Raw genomic sequence first — 26,875 nt, forward strand, 5'->3', positions numbered from 1 at the left:
CCAAGTGCCGCCAGGCTTGCTCCGGAGCATGAACCCGATCCGGTCGGCAAGGCAAATCATCGGTCTGCTCTACTAACGTCGATTAAGAGAATGGCGGATTTTTGCCATTTCTTTGTTGGGTGTCGGTGGTATATTTCGCAAAGGTCGCCTCGCCGAGCCGAACGAGAGGATGGATGACCGACGCCGAAGGTCCCAAAACCGAGCCTGAGCGGCGTCGTGCCGATGACGGTCGCTTGTCCTCCCAATTCCCGATCTTCGGCAATGACGCCTTCCTGCAGATGGCCGAATATACCGGGGACCTCATCGGCATCTGCGACAATGACGGCCGGCTGCTCTATCTCAACCCGGCCGGGCGCCGGATGGTGGGGATCGATGACGCCGACATCTTTCCGCTCCAGCTGACTGACTTTGTCGCTGAGGAACAGCGGCAGCGGGTGACGGACGAGATCGTCCCGACCGCCCGCCGCCACGGCTACTGGCAGGGCGAAATGCAGCTCGAGCATCGCCGGACCAAAGTTCGGATCGACGTCGAGCGTTCAACCTTCGCGAACCGCAGCCTCGACGGCGAGTTGCGCGGCTTCGTCTCGCTGATGCGCGACATCACCGAGCGGAAACGGCGCGAGAAGGAACTCGCATTCCAGACCGAAGTCTTCCGCTCGCTGATCGCGCGCGATCCCTTCGGCGTTTATCTCGTCGATGCGGACTTCCGACTGCAGGTCATCAGCCGCGGCGCTGCCGCGGTGTTCGAGGCGGTCCCCGGCGCCATCGGCAGCGATTTTGCCGCGGTGACCCGCACCATCTGGCCGGAGCCGCTGGCCTCCGAGATCATCGCTCGGTTCCGACATACGCTGGCGACGGGGGAGCCCTTCGAAAGCGCCAAGACCGAGGATGTCCGGGCCGACAGCGCGGTCCGGGAAAGCTATCACTGGCGGATTGAGCGAACCCCCATGCCCGACGGGCGCGACGGGATCGTCTGCTATTTCTACGAACTGACCGAGGCCGAGACGCTCCGCCGGACCATCCTCGCGCGCGAGGCCGAGCTCCGCCAGGCCGCAACGGAATTGGAGGAACGGGTCCGCCAGCGCACCTCCGCGCTCCACCTCGCGCACGAACAGCTCGCGGCCGAAGCCGACCGCCGGGAAGCGCTCCAGGCCGCCCATGCCCATGGCCAGAAGCTGGAGGCGATCGGCCAGTTGACCGCAGGCATCGCGCACGACTTCAACAACATTCTCGGCGCGCTGGTGGGAGGCCTCACCATCATCGAAGGCCGCATCAGCGATCCTCGGGTCCAGCAGGTCGTCCAGATGAGCAAGGCCGCCGCCGAGCGCGGCGCCTCGATGGTTCGCCAACTGATGGACTTCGCCCGCCACGAGGAGCTCAGTCCGACGCTGGTCGACGTCGGCAGCCTGCTCCTCGAAGTGGTAGAGTTCGTCACGCAGACCCACAGCAATGCCTTCGAGATCGTCGCCGACATTCCCGCCGACCTCAGTTCGGCGCTGGTCGACCGGGCACAGCTCCAGTCGGCGCTCCTCAACCTCGCCAACAATGCCTGCGATGCCATGCCCGAAGGCGGCAAGCTCCTGCTGCGGGCCCGCGACAGCCGGGCTGACGAGCCCGACGCACCGCTTGAGCTCCTCGGCGAAGATGCCGTGCTGGTCGAGATCATCGATTCGGGCACCGGCATGGACGGCGCGACCCTGCAGCGCGTCACCGAGCCCTTCTTCACCACCAAGGAGAGGGGCCGCGGGACCGGGCTCGGCCTCGCCATGGTGCAGCGCTTCGTCGCCCAATCGCGCGGCGCGCTGCGGATCGCCAGCCAGGTCGGCAAGGGCTCGACCTTCGGCATATATCTTCCCCGGGGCGACGGGCCGGCGGGACGAAACGGGTCGAGCGACGCGCGCGAGCGCGGTGGGATCGAGCAGGGCTTCGAGGCCGTCCTTTTGGTCGACGACAGCAACGAGCTTCGCGAAATCCTCGCGGCAGGCCTTGCCGAGCGCGGGTTCGAGGTAACTACCGCGCAAAGTGGCGAGGAAGCCCTGGCGCTCAGCCGCAGCCGCCGCTTCGACGTGCTGGTCAGCGACATCGATCTGCCCGGTATCAACGGCGGCGAACTGGTCGAGAAGCTGCGCGCGGAGGGGATGTCGCTGCCCTGCCTCTACATGACCGGTGGGGCCGCTCTTGGCGCGGAGGGGCTCAGTCCCGTCCTGCGCAAGCCGTTCGGCGCCGACGAGCTTCACCGGGCCATCCGACAATTATTGGTCGGGCAAGGACGCCAGACCGCGAACGAGGACAAGCTCGATCGCCTGTTGCTTCGTTTGCACTCCGACTGTGCCCGATCGCTCTTTGGTCATTGGCGCGCAATCGGGGGCGCCGATGGCCTCCCGTCCTTTGCCGACTTTCGGCTCGATGCCTGCAGCGAACCGCACCGCCTGATCATTGCCAAGGTCGATCTTGGCCGGGTCCCCGTCGCCTTCGATTACATGCTGATCGGAGACACTCTTCGCGCCGGAATGCCCGGTCCGATCACCACGAAGGACCTGCCCGTCACCGGCAGCGACACGCCCGCGGCGCGAGAAGCGGCCTATCGCCGCTGCGCGCTCACCGGGCGCCCCTCCTTCGAATATGCCCGCTTCGACCTGGGCGAAGCGGAAATCGAGACGTTCGAGCGCCTGCTCCTGCCTTTTTCGAGTAACGGTAAGATCGTCGATCGGATCGTCGGGGCGGTGGTGATCGAGCGGCAGTCGCGGGAGGGGGATGATGGACGACAGGAGGAATGAGCCGCCGGACTTCGACGAGCCGCACCTCGCACAGCGGATCGAGAGCCTTGCCGACGAGCAGATCGACCGCCTGCCGTTCGGCTCCATCCGCCTGTCGGACGATGGACGGGTGATCTTCTACAGCGAGGCGGAGCGGCGGCTGTCGGGGTCGGGGGAGCTTCCGCGGCTCGGCCTCGACTTCTTCAGCAAGGTCGCGCCCTGCATGGACAATCCCGACTTTCGCGGCCGGCTCGAGAAAGCGCGTCAGGCCGGACGGCTCGACCTCCAGTTCCGCCACGTCGGCGACTTCGAGGATCGCAACCGCGAACTGTCGATCCGCATCCAGTCGGCGAACTACGGCGGTTACTGGATATTCCTCCGCCGCGAGCAGGAGTAGGAGCAGCGGCGCTGCCGCTCACTTCTTCCGGCTGAGCGCCCGCATCGCCTGTTCGAGGCCGGCAAGAGTCAGCGGGTACATCCGCTCGTCCATCAGCTGGCGGATGATCGCGGTCGAGGCGGTATGGCCCCAATAGGCCTCGGGCGTGGGATTGATCCAGGCCGCGCTCGGATAGGTATTCGTCAGCCGCTTCAGCCAGGTCGCGCCGGCTTCCTCGTTCATATGCTCGACCGAGCCGCCGGGATGGGTCACTTCATAGGGGCTCATCGAAGCGTCGCCGACGATGACGAGCTTATGGTCGTGGCCGAACTTGTGGAGGATGTCCCACGTGTTCGTCCGCTCGGTCCAGCGTCGGCGGTTCTCCTTCCACAGGCCTTCGTAGATGCAGTTGTGGAAGTAATAATGTTCGAGGTGCTTGAACTCGGTCCGGCAGGCGCTGAACAATTCCTCGACCAGCCGGACGTGCCCGTCCATCGACCCGCCAATGTCGAGGAAGAGCAGGAGCTTGACCGCATTGTGCCGCTCGGGCCGCATCCGGACGTCGAGCCAGCCACGCCGCGCCGTGCCGTCGATCGTCCCGTCGATGTCGAGCTCGTCGGCGGCGCCTTCGCGGGCGAAGCGGCGCAGGCGACGAAGGGCGACCTTGATCGAGCGGGTGCCGATCTCGCGCCGGTCGTCGAGATCCTGGAATTCGCGCTTTTCCCAGACCTTGATCGCGCGGCCGTGGCGGCCCGGGCCGCCGATGCGGATGCCTTCAGGGTTGTAGCCCCCATGGCCGAAGGGGGAGGTGCCCCCCGTGCCGATCCACTTCGAACCGCCCTCGTGCCGGCCCTGCTGCTCCTCGAGCCGCTTCTTCAGCGTCTCCATGATTTCGTCCCACGAGCCGAGGCTCTTCACCTTCTCCATCTCTTCGGCGGTGAGATATTTCTCGGCGACGAGGCGCAGCCATTCCTCGGGAATGGCCTTTTCCTCGCCCTCCTCGGGGATCAGACCCTTGAAGACCTCACCGAAAACCCGGTCGAAGCGATCGAGCTTGCTCTCGTCATGGACGAAGACGGCGCGGGCGAGATAATAAAATTGCTCAGGGGTGCGGTCGATCACCTCGGCGTCGAGCGCTTCCAGAAGCAGCAGATGCTCCTTGAGGCTGGCCGGAATTCCGCCCTTTCGAAGGGCGTCGACGAACGAGATGAACATGGACGTGCCGGTAGCATGACCGGGGCCGGGGACGAAGCGGCACGGCCACGCTGCTGATAAAAGGCGCAAACCATCCGCTGTCCCGTTATGGGATGCTTAACGCCGATAGTCTTTTCGAGACGTTAACCGCACTCCATTGCTCACCTCGTGTCCACTCGCGCGCGAAAGACCTGCCTTCTTGCGATATGACGACCGCCTGGCGACCGTGCTCGACCAGCCCGCCGCGGATCCGCGTGACCGGGCGGTCCAGTGGCGCCAGCTGGTCGAGCTGGTCGCTCGCGGGCAGGGCGAGGTCAGCCCCGAGCTGACCGACCGGGCGCTGGCCCGCATCGCCAGCCTGATGGAGGAACTTCCCGGCGATATCCTCGCCGCCACGGCCCGGGCGATCGCCGGACCCGCGGTCCCGGCCGAACTTGTCGCCCTCTTTGCGGCGCGCGGAGCGGCGGTCGCGGCGGCGCTGGTGACGGCGGCCGACCTCGATCCTGCCGGCTGGCGCGCTGTCCGCGCCGTCGCCGCACCCGACGTCCTCCCCTTCCTCCAGCCGCTTGCCGAGCCCGAAGTGATTGCCGCTACGGCTACCGACCCGGCGCCTGCGCCGGCGCTTCCGGTCGTGGCGCCGCCGGCCGAACCCGCCAAGCCCGCCGCGCCGCTCCCCGCCGGCCTGTTCCGCTGGGAGTGCGGACCGACCGGCGAGATCGACTGGGTCGAGGGCGCGCCCCGCGCCGCGCTCATCGGCTGGAGCCTGACCGAGCCCTTCGCCGACCGCTTCGCCGCACGGCTGCCTTTCTCGGACGAGGCGCTGGTGCTTTCGGCCGAGGGCGAGCTTGCGGGCGAATGGCGGTGGAGCGGCACGCCGGCCTTCTTCCCCGACACCGGCCGCTTCGCCGGCTATCGCGGGATTGCCCGGCGCGACGGCGCCGAACCCGCGGCCGACGCGGCGGTGGCGCAGCTTCCCGAGGACGACGACCTTCGCGAACTGATGCACGAACTGCGCACGCCCCTGAACGCGATCATCGGTTTCGGCGAGATCATCGAGGGGCAGTATCTCGGGCCCGCCCACCGCGCCTATCGCGAGCGCGCGGGAGAGATCGTCCGCCAGGCCCGGCGCCTCGCCGAGGCGGTCGACAATCTCGACCTCGCCGCGCGCCTTCGCTCCGGCCGTGCGCAGGGCGAGACGGTGACCGGCCTCAACACGGTCCGCGACGTGGTCGCCGACCTTGGCCGGCACGCCGAGGAGCGTGCGGTCTTCCTCGCAGTGCAGGATCGCTCGGGCGTCGGGTGCCTCGCGCTCCAGCCGCTGCTCGCCGAACGGCTCATCCGCCAGTTCGCGGCCGCGATGCTCGAGCCCGCGGTCGCCGGCGAGCGGATCGGGCTGGTGGTCGACCGCTTCGGCAGCCAGCTAGCAATCGGGATCGACCGCCCGCGCGCCCTTCAGTCGTTGAGCGAGCGGCGGATGATGGATGATCGTGGGCAGACCGGGATGCGCTTCTCGCTCCGGCTGGTGCAGGGCCTGTCGGCAATGATCGGCGGCCGCCTCGACGTCGGCGCCGAGCGCCTCGTCCTGCTTCTGCCGTTCGACACCTGACGATCGAGGAAAAGTGGTCGGGGAGACAGGATTCGAACCTGCGACCCTCTGCTCCCAAAGCAGATGCGCTACCAGGCTGCGCTACTCCCCGACGGCGCGCCCCTAGCAGGTGGCAGGCAGTGGCGCCAGCGCTTGCGGAGGTGCTTGGCCGAAGCGGCGCGAGGCTCTAGAGCCTCGCCCGGGGCCTGTAGCTCAATGGTAGAGCCAGCCGCTCATAACGGCCAGGTTGGGGGTTCGAATCCCTCCGGGCCCACGTCCCCTTAGTTGCTCTTGGGCGGCGGCGGGTTGTCGCGGGTTTCCTCGCGCACGTCGGCCGCCGCGCGATCGGCACTGTTCTCGACCTTGTCGCCGGCCTTCTTGGCGGCATCGCCGACATCGTCCGCGGCATTGCGCAGGACCGGACCGGCATCCTTGGCCGCATCCTTCACGTCGGAGGCGACATTGCCGATCGCGTCGCCAGCCTTGTCGAGCGTCCGGTCGACCTTCTGCTCGTTGACGGTGAACGAGGTGGTGTCGTTGCCGGCATCGCGCTCCACGTTGCAGGCGGCTAGGCCCAGCGGAAGAGCAAGGAGCAGGAGCGCACGGGTCATCGTTTCACCTCTTTGTTGATGGTTTCGCTGCCCGAACGTCCGGACCCCCGGTCGGGCTCCACGCCGTTCGCCGCATTGGCCGCGGCGCGCTCGGCCTCGGCCATCAGCGCATTGGCGCCCTCGGCGGTTGGCTCTGGCAGGGGCGGGATCTCATTGCGCTCTTCCTGGCTGCACGCTGCGGTGAGCAGGATGCAGCCGAGAAGCAGCACCGTTCCCTTCATCGACGACGCCGCGCCGGAGCAGCTGACTTGGGGACGATCGGCCCGGCGAGCACCGCGACGGTCGCGGTCCAGGCGGCGACATTCTGGCGCAGCTGGACGGGGTCGACCTTGTCGAGCGTGTCGTCGGGCGTGTGGTGATAGTCGAAGTAGCGGGTGCCGTCCTGGCTGAGCCCGACGCCCGGCTGTCCGGCTGCGAGCATCGGCCCGATGTCCGAGCCTTCGGCTTCCTCGAACGAGCCGCTGACGATGCCCAGCGGGGCGAGCGCAGCGGCGATGGTCCGCGCCTCGGTCCGCCGCTCGGCTCCGAGCTTGCTGTTGACCTGCCAGATGCGATCGGCGCCAAAGTCGCTTTCGAGCATCGCCCAGTGCGGCTGGCCGCCCAGTTCCTTCTGATAGGCGATACCGCCGAACAGGCCCGGCTCTTCGGCGCCGAACCAGACGATGCGGATCGTGCGGAGCGGCTGGCCCGCGTCCATGATCCGCTTGGCGGCAGCGGCGGCGATGGCGACCCCGCTCGCATCGTCGATCGCACCGGTGCCGAGGTCCCAGCTGTCGAGGTGGCCGCCGACGAGCACGGGCGCGAGCGAGGGATCGCGGCCCGGGACTTCGGCGATGACATTGCCGCTGGTCTGATTCTCGAGCTGACGGCTGACGAGCGTCAGGTTCATCCGCACCGGCTGCCCACGCTTCAGGATGCGCGCCATCTGCTCGGCATCGGGGACCGACAGCGCGCCTGCCGGTATCGGTCGCGCGCCATTGGCGAAGCTCTGCGTGCCGGTATGCGGGTTGCGATGATAGTCGGTGCCGATCGAGCGGACGACGATTCCGACCGCTCCCTTCTGGCTGGCGAGGGTCGGGCCTTGGCGGCGCGGCGCGCCGAACTGGCCATAGCCCGAACCGTCCTGGGTCGGGCTCATCTTGTGGTCTATGAAGACGATCTTGCCGCGAACCGCCGCGTCGGGCGCGAGTCGAAGTTCGTCGATGCTGTTGAAGCCGACGACCTCGGCGGTGACGCCCTCGGGCCCGGTCGAACCGCTGTTGCCGAGCGCCGCCACCACCATCTTCTGCGGGAAGGGCCTGAGAATGGCGGCGCTTTCGGTCCCGCGGATCCAGACCGGCATGGTGAAGGGCTGTACCCGGACGTTCTTGAAGCCCATCGCGGTGAGCTTGCGCACCGCCCACTCACGGGCGCGCGCTTCGGCCTCGGTCCCTGCCTGGCGCTGCCCGACCTCGGTGGTCAGGCCTTCGGTAATGTCCCAGGCATAGCTGTCGTTGAGCGCCGCGTCGCGAAGCGCCACGACCTCCGCCGGAACGGTGATGGGCGGTGGCGGCGGGGCGGGCTGCGCGATGGCAAGGGCGGGGAGGGCGACGGCGGCGAGCAGGGCCGGGGAGAGGATACGCATGGGCAGGGTGTGTAAACCTGTCGCGCGGGCACGCAACCACCATCGTGGGCGCTCACAGCAGCCGCATCTGCCGGCCTTCGGGCGGGCGGAACAGGTCACGGCGAAGCTTCAGCCGCTCGGCGCCTAGCCCTGCCTTTCGCGCCGCTCGCTCGAAGCGCGTCCGGAGGAGCTCGGCCCACGGACCCTGACCGCGCATCCGGCTGAAGAAATTGGGATCATTGTCCTTGCCCCCGCGAAGCGACTGGATGGTCGCCATCACCTTGGCCGCTCGGTCGGGATAATGTTCGTCGAGCCAGGCGCGGAACAGCGGGGCGACCTCGTGCGGGAGCCGGACCGGCAGGTAGAAGCCGGCCCTCGCGCCGGCCGCGGCGCCGGCGGCGACAATGCTCTCGATCTCGTGATCGGTGATCTGCGGGATGATCGGCGCAACCGCGAGCAGGGTCGGCACGCCGGCCTCGTTGAGCTGCCGGATCGCGTCGATCCGCTTTCGCCCCGCCGGCGCGCGCGGTTCGAGTGTCCGGCTAATCGCGGGATCGAGCGAAGTGACCGAAACCGCCACCGCCGCCAGCCCCTTGTGCGCAGCGGGCGCGATAAGGTCGAGGTCGCGCAGCACCCGGTCGGACTTGGTAGTGATGGTGAAGGGATGATCGGTCTCGGTCAGCAGTTCGATCACCGAGCGCGTCACCCGCCACTTGCCCTCGATTGGCTGATAGGGATCGGTGTTGGTCCCGAGCGCGATCGGCGCGCAATCATAGCCCGGCCGCGACAGCGCGGCGTGAAGAAGCTTCGCCGCATCGGGCTTCACGAACAGCCGGCTCTCGAAGTCCACCCCTGGCGACAGGTCATGATAGGCGTGGGTCGGCCGCGCGAAACAGTAAATGCAGCCATGCTCGCAACCGCGATAGGGATTGACCGACCGGTCGAAGCCGATGTCGGGCGAGCTGTTGCGGGTGAGGATCGACCTCGGCCGCTCGACCGTCACGCTGGTCCGGCGGTGCGGGCTCCCGTCGAGCGCTTCGACCTCGTCGAGCCAGTCGCCCTCGACCAGCCGCTCGGGCAGGTTGAAGCGGGTAGGGGCCGCATTGCGGGTCGCGCCCCGCCCGGAGATCGACTCGACCGGCATGAGGTCATTTTAGCGCACCCATAGAACAGAACAAGAACGACATGCGGATGCAACATAAGTGCGGGCAGGGGGTCACGTTGGGACGCTAGGCGCATCTCATGGATAAGGAAGGCTTTTCGCCCGCTCCCCGCCCTGCCGACCGGCTCAGCCTCGCCGAGGAACAACGGCGTGCGTTCGAGGACGACCGGCGCAAGGCGCCGCGCGGCGGGCTCATCCGCTGGTCGATTTGGCTGCTTCGGAATTAGGTTCAGCGCTTCTCGGGAAAGCTCGGCCAGCGGTGCTGGGCGAGTTCGGTCAGCGTCACCGTCGGGGTGTTGGCGAAGCCCTGGTAGACCCACAGGTTGCGCATCACAGCCGGGACATAGAAGCGCGTTTCCCAGAAGGGCATGGACTCGATCCACAGCAGGGGGTCGCCGCGATCGTTCACCGCCCAGCGCCCGACCGGTAGCGGCCCGGCATTGTAGCTGGCGATGATCTTGGGGAGCTGCCCGCCCGTCGCACCATGGCCGCGCATCCACTGAATCCAGGCCTGTCCGAAGCTGAGGTTGACCGCCGGGTCCTTGAGATTGCCCGTCGGCAGCCCCCGGCTGCGGCTGATGAGGTCGCGGGTCGAGGGCAGGACCTGCATCAGCCCGACCGCACCGGCCTGGCTGACCGCTTCGGCCCGGAAGGAGGATTCCTGGAGCGCGTGGGCAAGGCCGAGCGCAGGATCGATCTTCCACCCGTCGCGCGGCGCCCAGGTCGGATTGGGATAGCGCGAAGCCACCGGGACCTGCGCCCCCGGCTGGCCGAAATGGCCGAGGAAATGCTGGGTCGCGGCAAGCTCGAGCTTGCGGGCGACCGCGACCAAAGCGGGCTGGTCCGCCGGCGCGCCGATCCGCGCCTGGTGGCGAAGGAGTTCGCCGGCAAGGTCGCGCTCACCAATTGCGACCAGGGCCTGGGCGCGGGCGACGTTCGGTAGCCCTTCGACTCGTGACGCCATCCGCAGATCAAGCGGCGCGATCCTCGTGTCCATGCCCAGGGTCTTGCGGGCGAGCAGGCCGTAGAAGGTCTCCGGGCTGCGCGCCGCGGCCTTGAGCAAGGGCTGGACGGCGGCCGGGCGGCGGCAGAGCATCTCGGCCCGCGCCGACCAGTAATAGCCCGCCGCCGACAGGCTTGGTTCGCCCGCGCGCTGGCCGACCTCGCGGAAGGCGCGCGCGGCATTGTCGCAGTCGTTCAGCCGCCAGCTGGCGAGGCCACTCACCCATTCGGCCTGGACGCCCCACGGGCCCGTCGCGCCGGCCCGCGCGATGTCGGCGACGCGCTTCGCCTCGGCATCCTCGCCGCGGACATAGTAGATCCAGGCGACCCGCTGGCCAAGTTCGGCCCGGGCCTCCGGGGTCAGCACCGCCGCCTTTTCGGCGAGCAGGTTTTCCGCGCTCAGCGCGTCGTCGACCTTCACCAGCGGTTCGAGCGCCTTGCGCAGCGCATCGGCCTCGACATCGCCGGTGACCGCGCCGGTCCGCCCGCGTCGCGGCGTCGCGCCGATCGGGACCAGCGCCGCGCGCCGCGCCACTGCCGGCGCCTGGAGCGCACCGCGGCCGATCGCCATGCGCTGGAGCTGTTCGGCCTGCGGCAATTCGGGAGCTTCGCGAAGGAGGGCGAGCACCTGCTCCGCGGTGACCGTCGGCGATCCCTTCGCCGTATAGAGCTGTGCCTTGGCGAGCGCGGCGAGCGGGGAGGCCGGCATTGCGGCAATCCCCGCCTGCGCCGCGGCCCACTGACTGCCGCGGATCGCGGCGAATACGCCCGGCCAGTCCTTCGGCACGACGATCACTGCCGTCGGCGGGGCCGGCGTCGGCGTCGGGGTCGTGTTTTCCTCGTGCGGCTCGGTCAGCGGCGCGAGCGGATCTTCGGGCGGAGTGGAGGGCTGGCCGGCGGACGCGAACAGGGAAGCAAGCAACAGCGACGCAATCAACGATCGTCCCCCATGAGGAGCAGGAGATCGGCCCAGGCGAGCTTCTTATGCTCGCTGTGCCGGAGAAGGTGGCGGGGCGGGAAGGTGACGACCGCCGGAATTCCGCCGAGCTGGTGAAGCCGTCCCCGTGCCGTCGCCATCGGCTGGCCGAGCAGCAGCTTGGCCGGCGCGTCGCCAAGCAGCAGGAGGCGCTTCGGCGCGACCAGCCGTATCTGGTCCAGCATCGACTGGCGGCAGGCTTCGGAATCGGCCTCCGAGAAGCGGCTCCCCGTTCCCGAGAAGCAGGTCAGCGCGGCGACATAGGCCTGCTCGGGCTTGATCCCGATGGCGGCGAGCATGCGGGTCGCGAGGACCCATGCCTCGCCTCCGATCGGCTGGCCCGCCGCGCTGTCCTCGGGCTGCGGGATTCCGGCGATCACCATCAGCTCGGCGTTGGCCGGCCCGTGCGGCAGCGCGCGCGCGGCCCCCGCGCGGAACAGTGGCAGGTCCGCGCTCTCCGCGAGCCACGCATGAAAGGCGTCGAGCGTCGTCGGGCGCTCGACCGGGGCAGAGCGCGCCGACGGGGGTGGCGTTTCGGCCGGAATGTCGGCGTCAGGTGGCGGGGCGAGGGCCTGCGGCGCGCTCCGGCGCCAGTCGCGCGCCTCGTCCTGCACCGCGACGTCGACGCCCGCGTCGAGCCACCAGCCGAGCAGGCTTGCCGCCTCGGCCCGGCTCAGCGCGCCTGCATCTTCCCACCCTTCCATCGTGCCCAGCATAGTCCTTGCGGCCATTGACGGAAGGGGCCGCGAACGCCAAGCCGACATCAAGCTATTTGCAAGGACTTGAGCGACTGATGAGCGACCGGGAGTCGATGGAATATGACGTCGTGATCGTGGGTGCGGGGCCGGCCGGCCTCAGCGCCGCGATCCGCCTGAAGCAGCTTGCGACCGAAGCCGGGCGCGAGCTCAGCGTCTGCATCCTCGAGAAGGGGTCGGAAGTCGGCGCCCACATCCTGTCGGGCGCGGTGATCGATCCCAAGAGCCTCGACGAACTCCTCCCCGACTGGCGCGAGGACGGCAGCTGCCTTCTCAACCGCGTGCCCGTCACCAGCAACCAGCATTGGGTGCTGACCAAGAAGAAGCACTATCACTTCCCGCATCTCATGATGCCGAGCTTCATGGACAATAAGGGGACCTTCACCGGCAGCCTCGGCAATCTCTGCCGCTGGCTCGCGGGCAAGGCCGAGGAACTGGGCGTCGAGATCTTCCCCGGCTTCCCGGCTGCCGAAGTCCTCTACAATGACGACGGATCGGTGAAGGGCGTCGCCACCGGCGCGATGGGCATCGGCCGCGATGGCGAGCCCAAGGCAGACTACCAGCCGGGGATGGAGCTCCACGCCCGTTATACCTTCTTCGCCGAAGGCGCGCGCGGCTCGCTGACCAAGCAGCTCAAGAAGCAGTACGACCTCGAGGCCGACTGTCAGCCGCAGGTCTATGGCATCGGCATCAAGGAATTGTGGGACATCGATCCCGAAAAGCACAAGCCGGGCACGGTCATCCACACCCAGGGGTGGCCGCTCGACGACAGCTGGGGCGGGGGCTGGATCTACCACCAGGACAACAACCAGCTGTCGATCGGCTTCGTGCTCGCGCTCAACTATAAGAACCCGCATCTGTCGCCCTTCGACGAGATGCAGCGCTGGAAGCAGCATCCGGCGATCCGCTCGCTGCTCGAAGGCGGTCGCCGCGTCTCCTATGGCGCCCGCGCCATCAACGAGGGCGGCTGGCAGTCGATTCCGAAGCTCGCCTTCCCGGGCGGCGCGCTGATCGGCTGCTCGGCGGGCTTCGTGAACGTGCCGCGGATCAAGGGCACGCATACCGCGATGAAGTCGGGCATGCTCGCCGCGGAGGCCGCCTTCGCCGCCGTCGCCGCAGATCGTCGTTCGGACGTTCTCAGCGATTATGAGCCGTCGGTTCGAAATGGCTGGATCGGCGAGGAACTTCGCAAGGTAAAGAATGTCGAGCCGGCGGTCGCCAAGTTCGGCGGGACGATCGGCACCATCCTCGCCGGGGCCGACATGTGGATGCGCCAGCTCGGGCTCGGCCTGCCGGTCGAGATGAAGCACCATCCCGACCACACGACCCTGTGGCGCCGCGACATTGCGCCGCCGATCAACTATCCCCGGCCTGACGGGGTGATCAGCTTCGACAAGCTCTCCTCGGTGTTCCTGTCGAACACCAATCACGAGGAAGACCAGCCGATCCACCTCCAGCTGAAGGATCCCACGATCCCCACGCGGGTCAATCTTCCCGAATATGACGGGCCCGAGCAGCGCTACTGCCCGGCCGGCGTCTACGAATATGTGCTCGAGGGCGGGGCGCCGCGGCTGCAGATCAACGCGCAGAACTGCGTCCACTGCAAGACGTGCGACATCAAGGACCCGTGCCAGAACATCAACTGGGTGACGCCGGAGGGCGGCGGTGGGCCGAACTATCCGAACATGTAGCCTGGCGCTGGCGTTCGGCCTCATCGCCGGCACCGTTCCGGCCGGCGCGACCGACGTTCGCCTCGGCACCTTCCGCTCGGGCGCAAGCACCTTCGTCGCGGCCCGCGCCGCGGCCGAGGCGGGCGACGCCCGGCGTGCGGCGGTCCTCTACGCCAGCCTCGCGGCGGCCGACCCGACCGACCGCATCGCCGCCTCGCGCGCGCTGGGCCAGGCGATCCTCGCCGGCGATATGCCGCTCGCGCTGCGCCTTGCGCGCTCGCAGGAGGAGAGCCGGCTTGCGGTCGACGCGCGGCTGCTGCTCGCCGCCGACGCGCTCCGCTCGGGCAAGGGCGAGCAGGCGCTCGGTCGCTCCTGGCCGGAGGAACTCGGCTTCACCAGCCCCTTCGTCCGGGCCTGGGCGCGGGCCGAGCGGGGCAAGTGGCGCGATGCCGTCGCCCTCCTTGATGCCGTTCCGCAGGGCCAGTCGCTCGCCCAGTTCGTGCCCGAGCACAAGGCGCTGATCCTCCTTGCCGCGGGGAAGGACAAGCAGGCAGCACCGCTCCTCCAGACCGCCATCGAACGCGCCGGCGGGCGCGCAGACCGGGTGCGGATCGCCTTTGCCACCGGCTTGCTGCGCGCCGGCGACCGGGCCGGCGCCGCTGCCCTGCTCGAGCCGCGCGACGTCACCCAGCAGCGCGCCGCTGCCCTGCTCGCCGCCGAGCGCAAGCCTCGGCTGGCCATCAGCACCGCCGCCGAGGGCTTTGCCGAGCTGCTCGCCGCGCTGGCCGTCACGCTCAACGACAGCGACCGCCGCGCGCTTCCGCTCGCGATCACCCAGATCGCCCGGCATGCCGACCCCGCCAATGACGAGGTTCGCATCCTCCTCGGCCTTCTGCTCGAACAGAATGGCCGCTCGGACGACGCGCTGGCGGTCCTTCGCGGAGCGCCCGAGACCTCGCCTTACCTCAGCGAGGCGCGCGACGCGGAAATCCGCACCCTGCTCCGCGCCGAGCGCCGCGACGAGGCACTGGCCCGCGCGCAGGCCTTCGTCACCGACACGATGGTGACCGCGGACGACTGGAGCCGGCTCGGTGACGTCAACGATGCCGCCGGTCGCCACCCCGCCGCCGCCGATGCCTATGCCAAGGCGCTGACCTTGGTCGAGGCCGGCCGGCCCGGAGCCGATGCCTGGTCGCTTCACCTGCTGCGCGGATCGTCGCTCGAGGAAGCGGATCGCTGGGCCGAGGCGGAGCAGTCGCTCCAGGCCGCCTACCGGCTTGCGCCGGAAAATCCGATCGTCCTCAACTATCTCGGCTACGCCCGCCTCGAGCGCGGCGTGCAGCTTGACGAGGCCGAGCGGCTGATCCGCGAAGCCAGCCGCCGCGCGCCCGACGATGCGTCGATCACCGACTCGCTCGGCTGGGCGCAGTTCAAGCGCGGCCGGGTCGACGAGGCTATCGCCACGCTCCAGCGCGCCGCCGCGGCCGATCCCGCCCAGGCCGAGATCAACGAGCATCTCGGCGACGCCCTCTATACCGCGGGCCGCAAATATGAGGCGCGCTTCGCCTGGAACGCCGCCCTCGTCACCGCCGAGGATGAGGTCAGATCGCGGATCGAGGCCAAGATTGCGGGCGGGCTGACCCCGGCCACCGCCGCCCCGTGACCCGCCCGCCGCTGGTCGAGATTGCCCCGGCCAAGATCAATCTCGCGCTGCATGTCCGCGGGCGCCGGCCCGACGGGCGCCACGACCTCGAAACGATCTTCGCCTTCTGCACCGATGGCGACAAGCTGACCGCGCACGAGGCGGACGATCTGTCGCTGACCATCACCGGGCCGTTCGCCGCCATGCTCGACGACGGGCCCGCCAACCTCGTCCATCGCGCGGCCAGCGCTCTCGCCGCCGAGGCGCGGGTGGGGAAGGGGGTGCAGCTGACCCTCGAGAAAAACCTCCCCGTCGCGTCGGGCATCGGCGGCGGCTCGGCTGACGCGGCGGCCGCGCTTCGGCTGCTGACGCGGATGTGGGGCACCGATCCCGAGCTTGCCGCAAGCATCGCGCCCGATCTCGGCGCGGACGTCCCCGCCTGCCTTCTCAGCATGACGGCGCGCGGGACCGGGGTGGGCGACGAACTGGCGCTGGTCGATGCGGGTGTCGCCGACACGCCGGTTTTGCTGGTCAATCCCCTGCTTCCGCTGTCGACCGGCGCGGTGTTCGCGGCCTGGGACGGGATTGACCGCGGTCCGCTCGACCAATGGCAGGAGGGGCGCAACGATCTCGAAGCCCCGGCTCGCCGACTGGTGCCGGAGATTGGCGAAATGCTCGATTGGTTATCGCTTCAGCCAGGGGTCGGGACCGCGCGCATGTCGGGGTCTGGCGCGACCTGCTTTGCCCTGTTCGCCGACGAGGAGGCACGCGACCGCGCCGCAAGCGTCTGCCCGCCCGCCTGGTGGCATCTTGCGAGCTTCCTTCGATGAGCCGGCCGATCCTCACCGCCGCGGCCATGCGCGCCGCCGAGGAAGCCGCCCCCGTGGGCCTTGAGGCGCTGATGGAGCGGGCTGGCCGGAGCCTTGCCGAGGCCGCCTTCCGCTTCGCCGGGCCGATGCCGGCTTTGGTCCTCTGCGGCCCCGGCAATAATGGCGGCGACGGCTATGTCGCCGCCCGCCATCTCCAGTCGCGCGGGATCGCGGTCACCGTCGCCGCCCTTGGCGATCCCGTCACCGATCTCGCCCGAGCCGCGCGGGCCCAGTGGACGGGGCCTTTGGTCCCGCTCGCGGAGGCCGAGCCGACTCCGTTGCTGGTCGACTGCCTGTTCGGAACCGGCCTCAAGCGCGGCCTCGAACCCGCTGTTTACGAACGCTTCCTCGCGCTGTCAGCGGCCGCTCAATTGGTCGTCGCCGCGGATGTCCCGAGCGGGACTGACGCCGATAGCGGTGCCCTTCTGTCGGAGGTCCCCACCGCCGATCTCACGGTCGCCTTCGGTGCCTTGAAGCCCGCGCACCGGCTGATGCCGGCGATGGCGCGCATGGGGCGGCTGGTGGTCGCCGACATCGGCATCGATGCGCACTCCGACTGGCAGGAGATTGGTCCGCCTTACCTTCCGCCGCTCGATCCCGCGGGACACAAGTTCAGTCGCGGCCTCGTCCATGCATTGGCCGGGACCATGCCCGGCGCGATCGCGCTCGCCGCGACGGCCGCTGCCCGGAGTGGTGCGGGCTATGTCCGCCTCTCGACCAGCCGCGCGATCCACGGCCTCCCCCTCGCGGTGGTCCAGACCGGCGACGCGCAGCTGAACGACCCCCGGATCGGCTGCATTCTCGTCGGGCCCGGCCTTGGCGACCTTCCGCAATTGCTGACGCTCGCGCTCACCAGCCGCGCGCCGAAGGTGATCGACGCGGGAGCGATCGGCCATGTCGGCGAGCCCGCGCGGCTGAAGGGCCAGGATGCGATCCTCACCCCCCATGCGGGCGAGTTCGAAGCCCTGTTCGGCAGCCTGCCCGGAACCAAGGCCGAGCAGGCGCTGGCCGCGGCCGCGGCCTCGGGCGCAGTGATCGTCTACAAGGGGCCCGACACTTTGGTCGCGACGCCCGACGGCCGTCTCGGCTTCGCTCCGCCTGCGCCGGCCTGGTTGGCGACCGCGGGGACCGGCGATGTCCTTGCCGGGATCATTGCCGCCATGCGCGCGCGCGGCCTTTCCGCCTTCGACGCGGCCTGCGCCGGCGTCTGGCTTCACGGCCGCGCCGCCGAGCGCGCCGGCCCCGGCATGATTGCCGACGACCTTCTGGAGCATCTGTGAGCGAACCCATCATCCGCATCGCCGCGCGCGGCGACGGCGTCACGGCGAGCGGACGGCATTTCGCCTTCGCGGCGCCGGGCGACCGCGTCGACGAGGCGGGCGTCGTCACTCCCGGCCCGCACCGCCAGCTGCCGCCATGCCGCCATTTTCCCGAATGCGGCGGCTGCCAGCTCCAGCATGTCGATGACGCGGCCTTCGCGGCTTACCTCACTGCCCGGGTTGAGGGTGCGCTTGCCCAGCAGGGTATCACCACCGAGCTTCGCGTGCCGCACCTGTCGCCGCCGCGCTCACGCCGCCGCGCCGCGCTCCGGGCGCTAAAGGCGGGGGGCAAGGTGGTAATCGGCTTCAACGCCGAAAAGTCGAACCGGATCATCGACCTTCAGGAATGCCACGTCCTACGGCCTGAGCTGTTCGCGATGGTTGCGCCGCTGCGGACCTTGCTTCGCCTGCTCCTTGCACCCAAGCGCACCGCCGAACTCCAGCTGACGCTTGCTGACCAGGGCGTCGATCTGCTCATCAAGGGGGTGCGCGCCGAGGGATTCGAGGCGGCGCAGGGGCTGATCGACTTCGCGCAAGACCATCGGCTGGCCCGTCTCAGCATCGACGAGGGGCTCGGACCCGAGACGCGCTGGGAGCCCGAGCCTGCGACCGTCACACTGTCGGGCACCCCCGTGCCGCTTCCGATCGGCGCCTTCCTCCAGGCGACCGAGGACGGCGAGCAGGCGCTGGTCGAGGCCGCGCTCGAGGCGGTGGGACATGCCGGCCAGTCCGCCGACCTCTTCGCCGGGATCGGCACCTTCGCTTTGGCCATGCCCGGCAAGGTCCTCGCCGCCGAGGCCAGCCGCGATGCCGCGCTCGCCCTGAAGCGCGCTGCGCCGGGCGTCGCGGTCGATCACCGCGACCTTTACCGGCGCCCGGTGACCGGCGCCGAACTTGCTGGCTTTGACGCGGTCGTCCTCGATCCGCCGCGCTCGGGCGCCGAGGCACAAGTCGCGGAACTTGCCGCTTCGAGCGTCCCCAGGATCGCCTACGTCAGCTGCAATCCCGCGACCTTCGCGCGCGACGCGGCGCTGCTGGTCGCTGGCGGCTATCGCTTGCTCTGGGTCCGTCCGGTCGGCCAGTTCCGCTGGTCGACCCACGTCGAACTGGCGGCGGCATTCGCCCGTCAGTGAAGCAGGGGAATGGCCGCGTGCAGGGTGAGCGCTGCCAGCACGAGGGTGCTCAGCAGGAATAAGGGAAAGCGGATCCGAAGGTCATTCACCGTCACCTGGACGATGCTGTGGATGATCCGCAGCGCGACGTAGGTCCAGGCAAGGACCAGGTTGAAATGATGGTCCTGGCCCATCAGCGCCAGCGTCAGCACGATCGCATAGAAGAGCGTCGGCTGCTCCATCAGATGCGCGTAATTGTGCGCCGGCCAGTTGGCCCTGGAGTCGAGCACGCCCTCCAGGTCCTGTCCGCGGCCGCCGCGCTTCGGGTCGACCCGAAGCCCGGCGCGCTTGATCGCGCTGAACCGCACATAAGCGAGATAGACCAGCATCAGGATCGACCAGGCGACGAGGGCGACGACGGGTCCGAGCAGCGAAACGGCGATCATGGTGGCTCCGTCAGAAGAGATGGACGAGGGCAAGGACGATCATCGCCAGCAGACAGAGGCTGGCGGCGAAGAAGAGGAGGAAGCGGATGCGGGTGATGTTGACCGTCACCTGCACCAGGCTGTGGGCGATCCGCAGCGCCGCATAGCCCCAGGCAAGCTGGACCGCGGGCACGCTCTCGCCGCCGGTCGCGATGAGCAGCAGCGCGACGGCATAGAAGAGCGTCGGCTGCTCGAGCAGATGGTTGTAATTGTGCGCCTTCCACTGGACCTCGGGCGGAAGCCGCTGGTCGAGGCTGGCGCCGGTGCCCCCGCGCAATGTCTTGAGGTCGATGCCGGCGCGCAGCATCGCCGGGATGCGGGTCGCATACATCCAGAAGAAGATGACGAAGGTCCAAGCCGCCAGCACGGCGACCGGTTGACCAAGCGAATGAGCGGACATGAAAAACCCTCCCCCCAGAGGTGATCCGGGGGGAGGGTAGAGATTTGTTGCGCTAGTGCAACCGTATCGTCAGGCGAACAGCTTGGCGAACGCGCGCTTGGCGCGGGTCTTCCAGTGGCCGCGGTGATAGGCGTCGCTGGCGAGCAGCGGGAGCACCGAGGTCGCCTCGGCGAAGACCATCTGCTCGAGCGCGGTCGAGACCTTGCCCCAGCTGGCGGCTTCCTGAAGCGTGGAGGACGAGCAGGCGCCGTCGCGCACGTCGGCGACGGTGATCTGCACGGCATATTTGTGCACCTCGACATCCTCGTGGCCGAGGATCTCCGCGCAGACGACGGTGTCCTGCGTGAAGTTCTTCGGCACGCCGCCGCCGATCATCAGCAGGCCGGTGGTGCCGGCCTTGATCTTGATGTCGGTCAGCTCGCGGAAGTCGGCGATCGAATCCATCGTCATGTAGCGACGGCCCGCCTTCATCGCGTCGACCTGGTGCTTGACGAGACCGAAGCCCGCCGAGCTGTCGGTGAACGCCGGGCAGAAGATCGGCACGTCATGCTCGTAGGCGAGCTTGACGAGGCTGTTGTCCTTCTTGCCGTTGCCCTCGGACAGCCACTTGCCCATCTCCTTGATGAACTCGCGGCTCGAATAGGGGCGCGGCTCGAGGCTGTCGGCGATGCGGCCGATGGTGAAGTCGCAATCCTGCAGCTGCTCTTCGTCGATATAGGTATCGTAGATACGGTCGATGTAGAGCGAGCGGAGCGTGTCATCGTCAGGGATTTCAAGCGCTTGATAGTGCTTGTGACCAAGGGCTTCGAAGAAGTCCATGTCGACAATGGTCGCGCCCGTGGCAACGATCGCGTCGACCATGTTCGAGCGCACCAGCTCGGCATAGAGGTCCATGCAGCCGCCGGCCGAGGTCGAGCCGGCGATCACCAGGATGACCGAGCAGTCGGGATCGGCGAGCATCTGGTTGTAGATGTCGGTCGCGCGCGCGAGGTCGCGGCTGGTGAAGCTCATCTTGCCCATCGCCTCGACGAGCGGACGCGCGTCGAACTTGGTGATGTCGATATGCTCGACGGTCGAGCTGAGCAGCTCCGCCTTGCGGGTGTCGTTGGTCTTGGTCTCGGTATTCATGGTGCTCCAATAGCTCCAGCAATTCCCCTCCCGCAGGCGGGAGGGGCCAGGGGTGGGCAGGTGCCCGCTATTGGCCGTCGTTGGTTACATTGGGGGGACAGGCCCACCCCCAGCCCCTCCCGCAAGCGGGAGGGGGGATAAGGCTTACAGCTTGACCACGTTCGACCGGGCCGGAGCCGCGGCGTCGCCGTAAAGGCTGGCCATCGGCGCGTCGGTTACGGTCACCGCCCAGCCCGAGGCCGAGCCGAAGCCGTTGAACCCGGTCCGCATCGCCGCGCCATAGGCGCCGAGCATGCCGATCTCGATATAGTCACCGGGACCGACGTCGGCGGGCAGCTCGAACGGGCCTGCCATGCGATCGAGGTCGTCGCAGGTCGGACCGTAGAAGCTGAACGCCGCCTCGCGGACGTCGCTCTCCTCGTCGCGGACCAGCCGGACGGGGAAGCGCCAGCCGATGTGCGCCGCATCGAACAGCGTCCCATAGGCGCCGTCGTTGATGTAGAGCTCGTCGCCGCGGCGCTTCTCGACGCGGACCAGCACGGACGCATATTCCGCGCACAGGGCCCGGCCCGGCTCGCACCACAGTTCGGCCGAATAGCTGATCGGCAGCTTCTCGAAGGCTTCGTGGATGACCGCGAAATAGGTCTCGAGCGCGGGCGGCTCCATCCCCGGATAGGAGGAGGGGAACCCACCGCCGACGTCGACGATGTCGACCGTGACTGCGGCCTCGACGATCGCATCGCGGACGCGCGCCATCGCTTCGGCATAGGCGGCCGGGGTCATCGCCTGGCTGCCGACGTGGAAGCAGAGGCCGAGCGCATCCGACGCCTGACGGGCGGCCATCAGCAGCGCCTTCAGTTCCGCCGGATCGGCGCCGAACTTCGACGCGAGACTGAGCTTGGCATGCTCGCTCGAGACTCGCAGGCGGACGAGGAGGTTGAGGTCGGCCGCGGGGACACCGTCGGTGGCGGTCGCCGCGACGATCTTCTCCAGCTCCTCGAGGCTGTCGAGGCTGAAGGTGCGCACGCCATGCCCGTGATAGGCCTCGTGAATCGCTTCCTCGGCCTTCACCGGATGCATGAAGCACAAGGTCGCCTCGGGCAGGGTCTCGTGGACCAGCCGCACTTCGCCGATCGACGCCACGTCATAATGCGTGACACCGCCGTCCCACAGGACGCGCAGCAGGTCGGGCGAGGGATTGGCCTTGACCGCATAAAGCGACCGGCCCGGAAACTTCTCGACGAAGAAACGGGCAGCAGCCTTGGCCGCGTGGGGACGCAGCAAGGTGACCGGCTGGACCGGCTTCAGTCGTGCAATGTCAGACGCGCCGGTGGCCACAAAGGCTTCGGTGCGATCGGAAAGGGGCGCTAGCCCCAGCGCGAAGGGGTGCTCAGCCAATGCAAGGGACCTCCAAGTGCCTTTCGGCGACAGTTGACGAACAGCTGCCTTGCGGTTGGAAGTCCCATGGGGCAGCGGGGCGCGATATATGAACCGGTCCCCCTTAACGCAACCTTTTTGTCGCGTCGGATGCGGCTTCGGTTTCGGTCTGCCGCACCTCAGAAACGGATGAGCCAAGCTGTTGAGAGAGAATGACAATCTTCCGGGACGAGACGATGTCCTGAAGGCCCGGGAGCGGATCGCCGGACTGGTCGTCGAGACACCGCTCCGGCCGCTGCGTATCGGCGATGTCACGCTGTGGCTCAAATGCGAATCGATGCAGACCGGCGGATCGTTCAAGCTGCGCGGCGCGAGCAACCGTCTGGCCCTGCTCGATTCGCGCGAGCGGGCGGCGGGCGTGGTCGCCTTCTCCAGCGGCAACCATGCGCAGGGCGTCGCCATCGCCGCGCGGCGGCTGGGCATTCCGGCGACGATCGTGATGCCGTCGGACGCGCCCGCGCCCAAGGTCGCCGGGACCCGTGCCGAGGGTGCCGAGATCGTCTTCTATGACCGGGCGAGCGAAGACCGAGTCGCGATCGCCGCCGCGCTGGCGGCCGAACGCGGCGCGGTGGTGGTCCCGAGCTTCGATGATCCGCACATCATCGCGGGGCAGGGGACGGCGGGGCTCGAGATCATCGAGCAATGCCCAGAGCCGGTGTCGCGCATCGTCAGCTGCTGCGGCGGCGGCGGACTTGCAGCAGGATTGGCGCTCGCCGTTCCCGATGCCGAGATCGTCACCGCCGAGCCGGAGGGCTGGGACGACATGGCCCGGTCGCTTGCACTCGGACATATCGTCGGGGTCGCGCCCGATGCGCCGCCGACGGCCTGCGACGCGCTCCAGACTCCGCTCGTCTCGTCGCTGACGTTCGGCATCCTCCACGCGCGCGGCGCCCGAGGGGTCGCCGTCAGCGAAGACGAGGTCCGCGAAGCGGTCCGCTTCGCCTGGCGCAGCCTCGAGATGATGGTGGAGCCGGGCGGCGCTGCGGCGCTCGCGGCGATGCTCAGCGGAAAGGTCGCGGCGCAGCCGGGAACGGTGGTGATGGTGACCGGAAGCAACATGGACCCGGACGCGCACGCCCGGTGGGTCGCCTAGGCGCTGGTGCTGGTCCGGTAGGAGCCGGGATCGAGCTGGGCCGGCGAGCAGAGCTCGACGCTGCGGGTCAATTCCTCGAGCTCGGCGGCGAGCGTCTGGAGCTCGGCGACGAGGGTCTTGGGATCGGCTTCGCGAATGTCGCGGCTGGCATCGAGCAGCGTCTCAAGCATCATTGCGATGCAGGGCAGGATCGTGCCTTCGATGCGCTCGAACGCATCGGCAAGCTTCTGATTCTGGTCCCCACCCATCATGATGGTGCCCTGTAGGACAAGAGGGGTTAAGAAGCGGTTGCAGGAGACAGGATGAACCAGACCGCCGCCACCCTCATGTCCATCGCCATGCTGGCCGCCTTCGTGCTGCTCGGCTTCGGGGCGCGCTTCGCCTTCAAGCCCGACACGCGCAAGCAAGGCGGGCTGATGGTGCTCGCCGGCATCATCCTGATGGCGAACGTCTTGATCTGGACGGTGTAACGACCGCCCCGGCCTTCGCCGGGGCGACGCTCGAGAGCCTACTTGCCCAGCCGCATGTCCAGATAGCCGTCGACGCTCTTCATCAGGAGGTCGAGCTCGTTCGCGAAGAAGTGGTTCGCGCCCGGGATCGTGTCGTGATGAATGGTGATGTGGCGCTGGGTGCGCAGCTTGTCGACCAGCTTCTGGACGCTGCCCGGAGTGACCACCTCGTCCGCCTCGCCCTGGATGATGATGCCCGAGGAAGGGCAGGGGGCGAGGAAGCCGAAGTCATACATGTTGGCCGGCGGGGCGATCGAGATGAAGCCCTTGATCTCGGGCCGGCGCATCAGCAGCTGCATCCCGATCCAGGCACCGAAGCTGACGCCCGCGACCCACGTCTGCTCGGCCTCGGGGTGGATCTGCTGGACCCAGTCGAGCGCGCTCGCCGCGTCGCTGAGTTCGCCGATACCATTGTCGAACGTGCCCTGGCTCTTGCCGACGCCGCGGAAGTTGAACCGCAGGGTCGCAAAGCCGCGCCGGACGAACGTCTGGTACATCAGCTGCACGATCTTGTTGTTCATCGTGCCGCCCGCCTGGGGGTGGCTGTGCAGGATCAGCGCGACCGGCGCGCGCGGGCGGATGCCCGGGTGGAAACGGCCTTCGAGGCGGCCTTCCGGCCCCGGAAAGATGACTTCGGGCATGGGCTCTCTTGAGGCTATGGGGAGTAAGCGCGGGCGCCTATATAGGCGGCAGGCCCGAAACAGCAATCGTGAGTATCGCGCGTGATCCGACGTCGCATCTATCTGGACCATGCCGCGACCACGCCGGTCCTGCCCGAGGCGCAGGCGGCGATGGTCGAGGCGCTGGCGTTCTGGGCCAATCCGTCGAGCCCGCATGGTGAAGGCCGCGCCGCCAAGGCCGCGCTCGAACGAGCCCGAACCACGATCGCCGACGCGCTCGGCTGGCGCCATGACGTCATCGTCACGAGCGGCGCGAGCGAGGCCGTGTCGATGGTCGCGGCCCGGGCGACCGTCCCCGGTCGTGCGGTCGGCGCGACCGAGCATGACATCGTGCCGCATGCGATGGGCGAGGGCGCGGCGGTCCTCCCCGTGGGTGCGGACGGCCTGATCGATCGCGCGGCGCTGGCGGCGGTGCTCGCCAGGGGACCCACCCTCGTCGCCATTCAGCAGGTCAACAACGAGACTGGCATCATCCAGCCGCTCGGCGAGATCGCAAGCGAGGTCCGGGCAGCGGGATCGCTCCTCCTCGCCGACTGTGCGCAGAGCGCGGGCAAGATGCCGCTCCCCGACGCCGACTTCATCGCCATTTCGGCCCACAAGTTCGGCGGGCCTCCGGGCATCGGCGCACTGCTGGTCCGTGACCTTGCCACCCTCAAGGCGAGCGGGGGCCAGGAGAAGGGCTATCGGCGCGGCACGCAAAACCTGCCCGCCGTCGCCGGCATGGCTGCCGCTCTCGCGTCGCGCGCGCACTCGGGCGCCATGCCCCGGCTCCAGCGGCTCCGCGATCTCCTCGAAGGCGCGGTCCGGGACGCGGGCGGCGTGGTGATCGGCGATGGTGCCGAGCGCCTGCCTGCAATCAGTGCAATCGCGCTTCCGGGTGCCTCGAAGGACGGGCTGCTGATCCAGCTCGACCTCGCCGGCTTTGCGGTCAGCGCGGGATCCGCCTGCTCGAGCGGCAAGCTCAAGGCGAGCCGCGTCCTTGCGGCCATGGGCGTTCCCGAAAGCGTTGCCGCCGGCGCGCTGCGCATCAGCATGGGGCCGCAGACGAGCGAGGATGATATCCGCGCCTTTGCCGAGAAGTTCGCCGCCATCGCCACCCGTGCGCGGGCCGCATGATCTATCTCGACTATCAGGCGACCACTCCGCTCGCGCCCGAGGTGAAGGCGGCGATGCTTCCCTGGCTCGATCATTTCGCCAATCCGCATTCGCCGAGCCGCCCCGGCCGCGAAGCTGCCGCGGCGATCGAGATCGCGCGTAAGGACGTCGCGTCGCTGCTTCCTGCAGGCGGCAATCTGCTCTTCACCTCGGGCGCGACCGAGGCGCTTAACATGGCGCTGCGCGTGATCGAGGGGCGCATCGTCACCGTCGCCACCGAACATGCCGCGGTGCTCGATACGGCGGAGTGGCTGCGCGGACAGGGTCGCGACGTCGAAATCCTCCCGGTCGGCAGCGACGGCCTGCTCGACCTCGGGCGGCTCGAAGCTGCCCTGCGCACGCCGACCGCGCTGGTCGCAGTGATGCTGGTCAACAACGAGATCGGCGTCGTCCAGCCAATCCTCGACATCGCCAGGCTCGCGCACGAGGCCGGCGCGCTGATGCTGTGCGACGCGGTCCAGGGCTTCGGGCGATTGCCCATTCCGCAAGGGCCGGATCTCGTGGCGGTGAGCGCGCACAAGATCCACGGACCCAAGGGCATTGGCGCCTTGTGGGTTCGCGATGGCGTCAGGGTCGAGCCATTGTTCCACGGCGGCGGGCAGGAGCGGGGCCTTCGCTCGGGAACGCTGTCGCCGATGCTCTGCGTCGGCTTCGGGCAGGCCGCGCGCATCGCCGCGGACCGAGGCGCCGAGGACGTCGCCCATGTCGCCCGGTTGTGGGATCTCGCGCTCGAGGAGCTCGGGCATGATTGGACACTCAACGGAAGCGCGACCGAACGCTACCGCGGCAACCTCAATCTCCGCCGCGAGGGATTGGACGGCGCGCGCCTCCTTGCTGATTGCCGCCAGATCGCTTTCTCGCTCGGTTCGGCCTGCGCCAGCGGCTCGGGTCGTCCAAGCCACGTGCTGCGCGCGCTGGGGCTGAGCGACCGGGATGCGCGGAGCAGCATCCGCCTCGGCTTTGGCCGTTACACCAGCGCGCAGGACGTGATCTCTGCCTGCACCTTCATCAACGAGGCCGCCAAGGCCCAGCAACGGTTTGCCGCATGACCCTCATCACCTTCCTCAAGTCCGACGGGACCCCCGACGTGACCGTCGAGGCTGCCGAGGGGGCCAACCTCCTCGATGTCGCGCAGGAGGCGGGGCAGCCGCTCGAGGGCACCTGCGACAAGTCGATCAGTTGCTCGACCTGCCACGTCATCCTCGCGCCCGAGGACTTCGCCCGGATGCCGGCGGCGAGCGAGGAGGAAGAGGATCTGCTCGACCTCGCGCAGGACGTGCGGCGCACCAGCCGGCTGGCCTGCCAGCTCGCGGTTTCGGGATCGACGATGACGGTAAGGATGCCCGGCTGACGGGC

Annotated in this window: 27 protein-coding genes and 2 tRNA genes; 15 read left to right on the top strand and 14 right to left on the bottom strand. The window is 68.7% G+C overall.

The window, feature by feature from the left end; genetic code table 11:
- The first annotated feature begins 173 nt into the window (after positions 1 to 173).
- On the top strand, positions 174 to 2,777 hold the full coding sequence (locus AC4GYU_RS09175) for an ATP-binding protein (RefSeq protein WP_491086584.1): 2,604 nt from the start codon (positions 174 to 176) through the stop codon (positions 2,775 to 2,777).
- The gene (locus AC4GYU_RS09180) at positions 2,758 to 3,153 is read left to right on the top strand and encodes a hypothetical protein (RefSeq protein WP_491086585.1); all 396 of its coding nucleotides are present in this window, start codon (positions 2,758 to 2,760) and stop codon (positions 3,151 to 3,153) included. The genes AC4GYU_RS09175 and AC4GYU_RS09180 overlap by 20 nt, the downstream gene beginning before the upstream one ends.
- Before the next feature lie 18 nt (positions 3,154 to 3,171).
- On the opposite strand, the gene AC4GYU_RS09185 is transcribed toward AC4GYU_RS09180, so the two are convergent.
- Positions 3,172 to 4,347, bottom strand: coding sequence for a vWA domain-containing protein (locus AC4GYU_RS09185; RefSeq protein WP_491086586.1), 1,176 nt, complete (start codon positions 4,345 to 4,347; stop codon positions 3,172 to 3,174).
- A gap of 178 nt (positions 4,348 to 4,525) precedes the next feature.
- On the opposite strand from AC4GYU_RS09185, the gene AC4GYU_RS09190 reads away from it, so the two are divergent.
- On the top strand, positions 4,526 to 5,932 hold the full coding sequence (locus tag AC4GYU_RS09190) for a histidine kinase dimerization/phospho-acceptor domain-containing protein (RefSeq protein WP_491086587.1): 1,407 nt from the start codon (positions 4,526 to 4,528) through the stop codon (positions 5,930 to 5,932).
- A 14-nt stretch (positions 5,933 to 5,946) separates the two neighbouring features.
- Here AC4GYU_RS09190 and AC4GYU_RS09195 read toward each other — a convergent pair.
- Positions 5,947 to 6,023 (bottom strand) — tRNA-Pro (locus AC4GYU_RS09195).
- 90 nt (positions 6,024 to 6,113) lie between these two features.
- Between AC4GYU_RS09195 and AC4GYU_RS09200 the strand changes: the two genes are divergently transcribed.
- Positions 6,114 to 6,185 (top strand) — tRNA-Ile (locus AC4GYU_RS09200).
- A 7-nt stretch (positions 6,186 to 6,192) separates the two neighbouring features.
- Here AC4GYU_RS09200 and AC4GYU_RS09205 read toward each other — a convergent pair.
- From AC4GYU_RS09205 to AC4GYU_RS09220, 4 genes are read right to left on the bottom strand one after another with little or no spacing between them, the layout of a single operon-like run.
- Positions 6,193 to 6,522, bottom strand: a complete 330-nt coding sequence (locus AC4GYU_RS09205) for a hypothetical protein (RefSeq protein ID WP_491086588.1) — start codon at positions 6,520 to 6,522, stop codon at positions 6,193 to 6,195.
- Positions 6,519 to 6,743, bottom strand: a complete 225-nt coding sequence (locus AC4GYU_RS09210) for a hypothetical protein (RefSeq protein ID WP_491086589.1) — start codon at positions 6,741 to 6,743, stop codon at positions 6,519 to 6,521. The genes AC4GYU_RS09205 and AC4GYU_RS09210 overlap by 4 nt, the downstream gene beginning before the upstream one ends.
- Positions 6,740 to 8,146 (bottom strand): M28 family peptidase, encoded by a 1,407-nt coding sequence (locus AC4GYU_RS09215; protein ID WP_491086590.1) that lies wholly within the window; start codon positions 8,144 to 8,146, stop codon positions 6,740 to 6,742. The genes AC4GYU_RS09210 and AC4GYU_RS09215 overlap by 4 nt, the downstream gene beginning before the upstream one ends.
- Before the next feature lie 52 nt (positions 8,147 to 8,198).
- A complete protein-coding gene (locus AC4GYU_RS09220; protein ID WP_491086591.1) occupies positions 8,199 to 9,269 on the bottom strand; it encodes a PA0069 family radical SAM protein in 1,071 nt (356 codons plus the stop codon).
- A gap of 98 nt (positions 9,270 to 9,367) precedes the next feature.
- Here AC4GYU_RS09220 and AC4GYU_RS09225 point away from each other — a divergent pair, with 98 nt between their 5' ends.
- Positions 9,368 to 9,514 (top strand): hypothetical protein, encoded by a 147-nt coding sequence (locus tag AC4GYU_RS09225; protein WP_491086592.1) that lies wholly within the window; start codon positions 9,368 to 9,370, stop codon positions 9,512 to 9,514.
- Positions 9,515 to 9,516: 2 nt separating this feature from the next.
- Here AC4GYU_RS09225 and AC4GYU_RS09230 read toward each other — a convergent pair whose 3' ends face one another.
- Positions 9,517 to 11,211 (bottom strand): lytic transglycosylase domain-containing protein, encoded by a 1,695-nt coding sequence (locus tag AC4GYU_RS09230; RefSeq protein ID WP_491086593.1) that lies wholly within the window; start codon positions 11,209 to 11,211, stop codon positions 9,517 to 9,519.
- Positions 11,212 to 11,222: 11 nt separating this feature from the next.
- A complete protein-coding gene (locus AC4GYU_RS09235) occupies positions 11,223 to 11,996 on the bottom strand; it encodes a uracil-DNA glycosylase (RefSeq protein WP_491086594.1) in 774 nt (257 codons plus the stop codon).
- Between the two features lie 62 nt (positions 11,997 to 12,058).
- On the opposite strand from AC4GYU_RS09235, the gene AC4GYU_RS09240 reads away from it, so the two are divergent.
- Genes AC4GYU_RS09240 through AC4GYU_RS09260 form a run of 5 tightly spaced genes read left to right on the top strand, consistent with a single transcriptional unit; the run spans position 12,059 to position 18,653 of the window.
- Positions 12,059 to 13,711, top strand: coding sequence for an electron transfer flavoprotein-ubiquinone oxidoreductase (locus AC4GYU_RS09240; RefSeq protein WP_491086595.1), 1,653 nt, complete (start codon positions 12,059 to 12,061; stop codon positions 13,709 to 13,711).
- A complete protein-coding gene (locus tag AC4GYU_RS09245) occupies positions 13,686 to 15,353 on the top strand; it encodes a tetratricopeptide repeat protein (protein ID WP_491086596.1) in 1,668 nt (555 codons plus the stop codon). The genes AC4GYU_RS09240 and AC4GYU_RS09245 overlap by 26 nt, the downstream gene beginning before the upstream one ends.
- Positions 15,350 to 16,162 carry a 4-(cytidine 5'-diphospho)-2-C-methyl-D-erythritol kinase gene (locus AC4GYU_RS09250; RefSeq protein ID WP_491086597.1) on the top strand — a complete coding sequence of 271 codons (813 nt, stop codon included), beginning with the start codon at positions 15,350 to 15,352 and terminating at the stop codon, positions 16,160 to 16,162. Before AC4GYU_RS09245 ends, AC4GYU_RS09250 begins: the two co-directional genes overlap by 4 nt.
- Entirely contained in the window at positions 16,159 to 17,481 is a 1,323-nt protein-coding gene (locus tag AC4GYU_RS09255; protein WP_491086598.1) for an NAD(P)H-hydrate dehydratase, read from the top strand. The genes AC4GYU_RS09250 and AC4GYU_RS09255 overlap by 4 nt, the downstream gene beginning before the upstream one ends.
- Positions 17,478 to 18,653 carry a class I SAM-dependent RNA methyltransferase gene (locus AC4GYU_RS09260; protein WP_491086599.1) on the top strand — a complete coding sequence of 392 codons (1,176 nt, stop codon included), beginning with the start codon at positions 17,478 to 17,480 and terminating at the stop codon, positions 18,651 to 18,653. Before AC4GYU_RS09255 ends, AC4GYU_RS09260 begins: the two co-directional genes overlap by 4 nt.
- Here AC4GYU_RS09260 and AC4GYU_RS09265 read toward each other — a convergent pair.
- From AC4GYU_RS09265 to AC4GYU_RS09280, 4 genes are all read right to left on the bottom strand, one after another.
- Positions 18,647 to 19,078 (bottom strand): MAPEG family protein, encoded by a 432-nt coding sequence (locus AC4GYU_RS09265; RefSeq protein ID WP_491086600.1) that lies wholly within the window; start codon positions 19,076 to 19,078, stop codon positions 18,647 to 18,649. The two genes, AC4GYU_RS09260 and AC4GYU_RS09265, sit on opposite strands and share 7 nt — an antisense overlap.
- A gap of 10 nt (positions 19,079 to 19,088) precedes the next feature.
- Positions 19,089 to 19,517 (bottom strand): MAPEG family protein, encoded by a 429-nt coding sequence (locus AC4GYU_RS09270; RefSeq protein ID WP_491086601.1) that lies wholly within the window; start codon positions 19,515 to 19,517, stop codon positions 19,089 to 19,091.
- Between the two features lie 69 nt (positions 19,518 to 19,586).
- Positions 19,587 to 20,645 (bottom strand): 1,9-bis(guanidino)-5-aza-nonane synthase, encoded by a 1,059-nt coding sequence (locus AC4GYU_RS09275; protein WP_491086602.1) that lies wholly within the window; start codon positions 20,643 to 20,645, stop codon positions 19,587 to 19,589.
- A 144-nt stretch (positions 20,646 to 20,789) separates the two neighbouring features.
- Entirely contained in the window at positions 20,790 to 22,043 is a 1,254-nt protein-coding gene (locus AC4GYU_RS09280) for a type III PLP-dependent enzyme (RefSeq protein WP_491086603.1), read from the bottom strand.
- A 181-nt stretch (positions 22,044 to 22,224) separates the two neighbouring features.
- On the opposite strand from AC4GYU_RS09280, the gene AC4GYU_RS09285 reads away from it, so the two are divergent.
- The gene (locus tag AC4GYU_RS09285) at positions 22,225 to 23,175 is read left to right on the top strand and encodes a threonine ammonia-lyase (protein ID WP_491086604.1); all 951 of its coding nucleotides are present in this window, start codon (positions 22,225 to 22,227) and stop codon (positions 23,173 to 23,175) included.
- Here the strand turns inward: AC4GYU_RS09285 and AC4GYU_RS09290 are convergent.
- The gene (locus AC4GYU_RS09290; RefSeq protein WP_491086605.1) at positions 23,172 to 23,426 is read right to left on the bottom strand and encodes a hypothetical protein; all 255 of its coding nucleotides are present in this window, start codon (positions 23,424 to 23,426) and stop codon (positions 23,172 to 23,174) included. The two genes, AC4GYU_RS09285 and AC4GYU_RS09290, sit on opposite strands and share 4 nt — an antisense overlap.
- 51 nt (positions 23,427 to 23,477) lie before the next feature.
- Between AC4GYU_RS09290 and AC4GYU_RS09295 the strand changes: the two genes are divergently transcribed.
- Positions 23,478 to 23,645, top strand: coding sequence for a hypothetical protein (locus tag AC4GYU_RS09295; RefSeq protein ID WP_491086606.1), 168 nt, complete (start codon positions 23,478 to 23,480; stop codon positions 23,643 to 23,645).
- Between the two features lie 38 nt (positions 23,646 to 23,683).
- Here AC4GYU_RS09295 and AC4GYU_RS09300 read toward each other — a convergent pair whose 3' ends face one another.
- Positions 23,684 to 24,325, bottom strand: a complete 642-nt coding sequence (locus AC4GYU_RS09300) for an alpha/beta hydrolase (RefSeq protein ID WP_491086607.1) — start codon at positions 24,323 to 24,325, stop codon at positions 23,684 to 23,686.
- Between the two features lie 81 nt (positions 24,326 to 24,406).
- Here AC4GYU_RS09300 and AC4GYU_RS09305 point away from each other — a divergent pair, with 81 nt between their 5' ends.
- The 3 genes from AC4GYU_RS09305 to AC4GYU_RS09315 are packed head-to-tail and all read left to right on the top strand — an operon-like array spanning position 24,407 to position 26,870.
- Complete coding sequence (locus AC4GYU_RS09305) at positions 24,407 to 25,480, top strand: cysteine desulfurase family protein (RefSeq protein ID WP_491086608.1); 1,074 nt, start codon at positions 24,407 to 24,409, stop codon at positions 25,478 to 25,480.
- Positions 25,477 to 26,568: a cysteine desulfurase family protein gene (locus AC4GYU_RS09310; RefSeq protein ID WP_491086609.1), complete on the top strand. Its 1,092-nt coding sequence runs from the start codon at positions 25,477 to 25,479 to the stop codon at positions 26,566 to 26,568. The genes AC4GYU_RS09305 and AC4GYU_RS09310 overlap by 4 nt, the downstream gene beginning before the upstream one ends.
- Entirely contained in the window at positions 26,565 to 26,870 is a 306-nt protein-coding gene (locus AC4GYU_RS09315; protein ID WP_491086610.1) for a 2Fe-2S iron-sulfur cluster-binding protein, read from the top strand. The genes AC4GYU_RS09310 and AC4GYU_RS09315 overlap by 4 nt, the downstream gene beginning before the upstream one ends.
- The last annotated feature ends 5 nt before the right edge of the window (positions 26,871 to 26,875 follow it).

It is taken from the genome of Sphingomonas sp. SP2 (genome assembly GCF_058313385.1).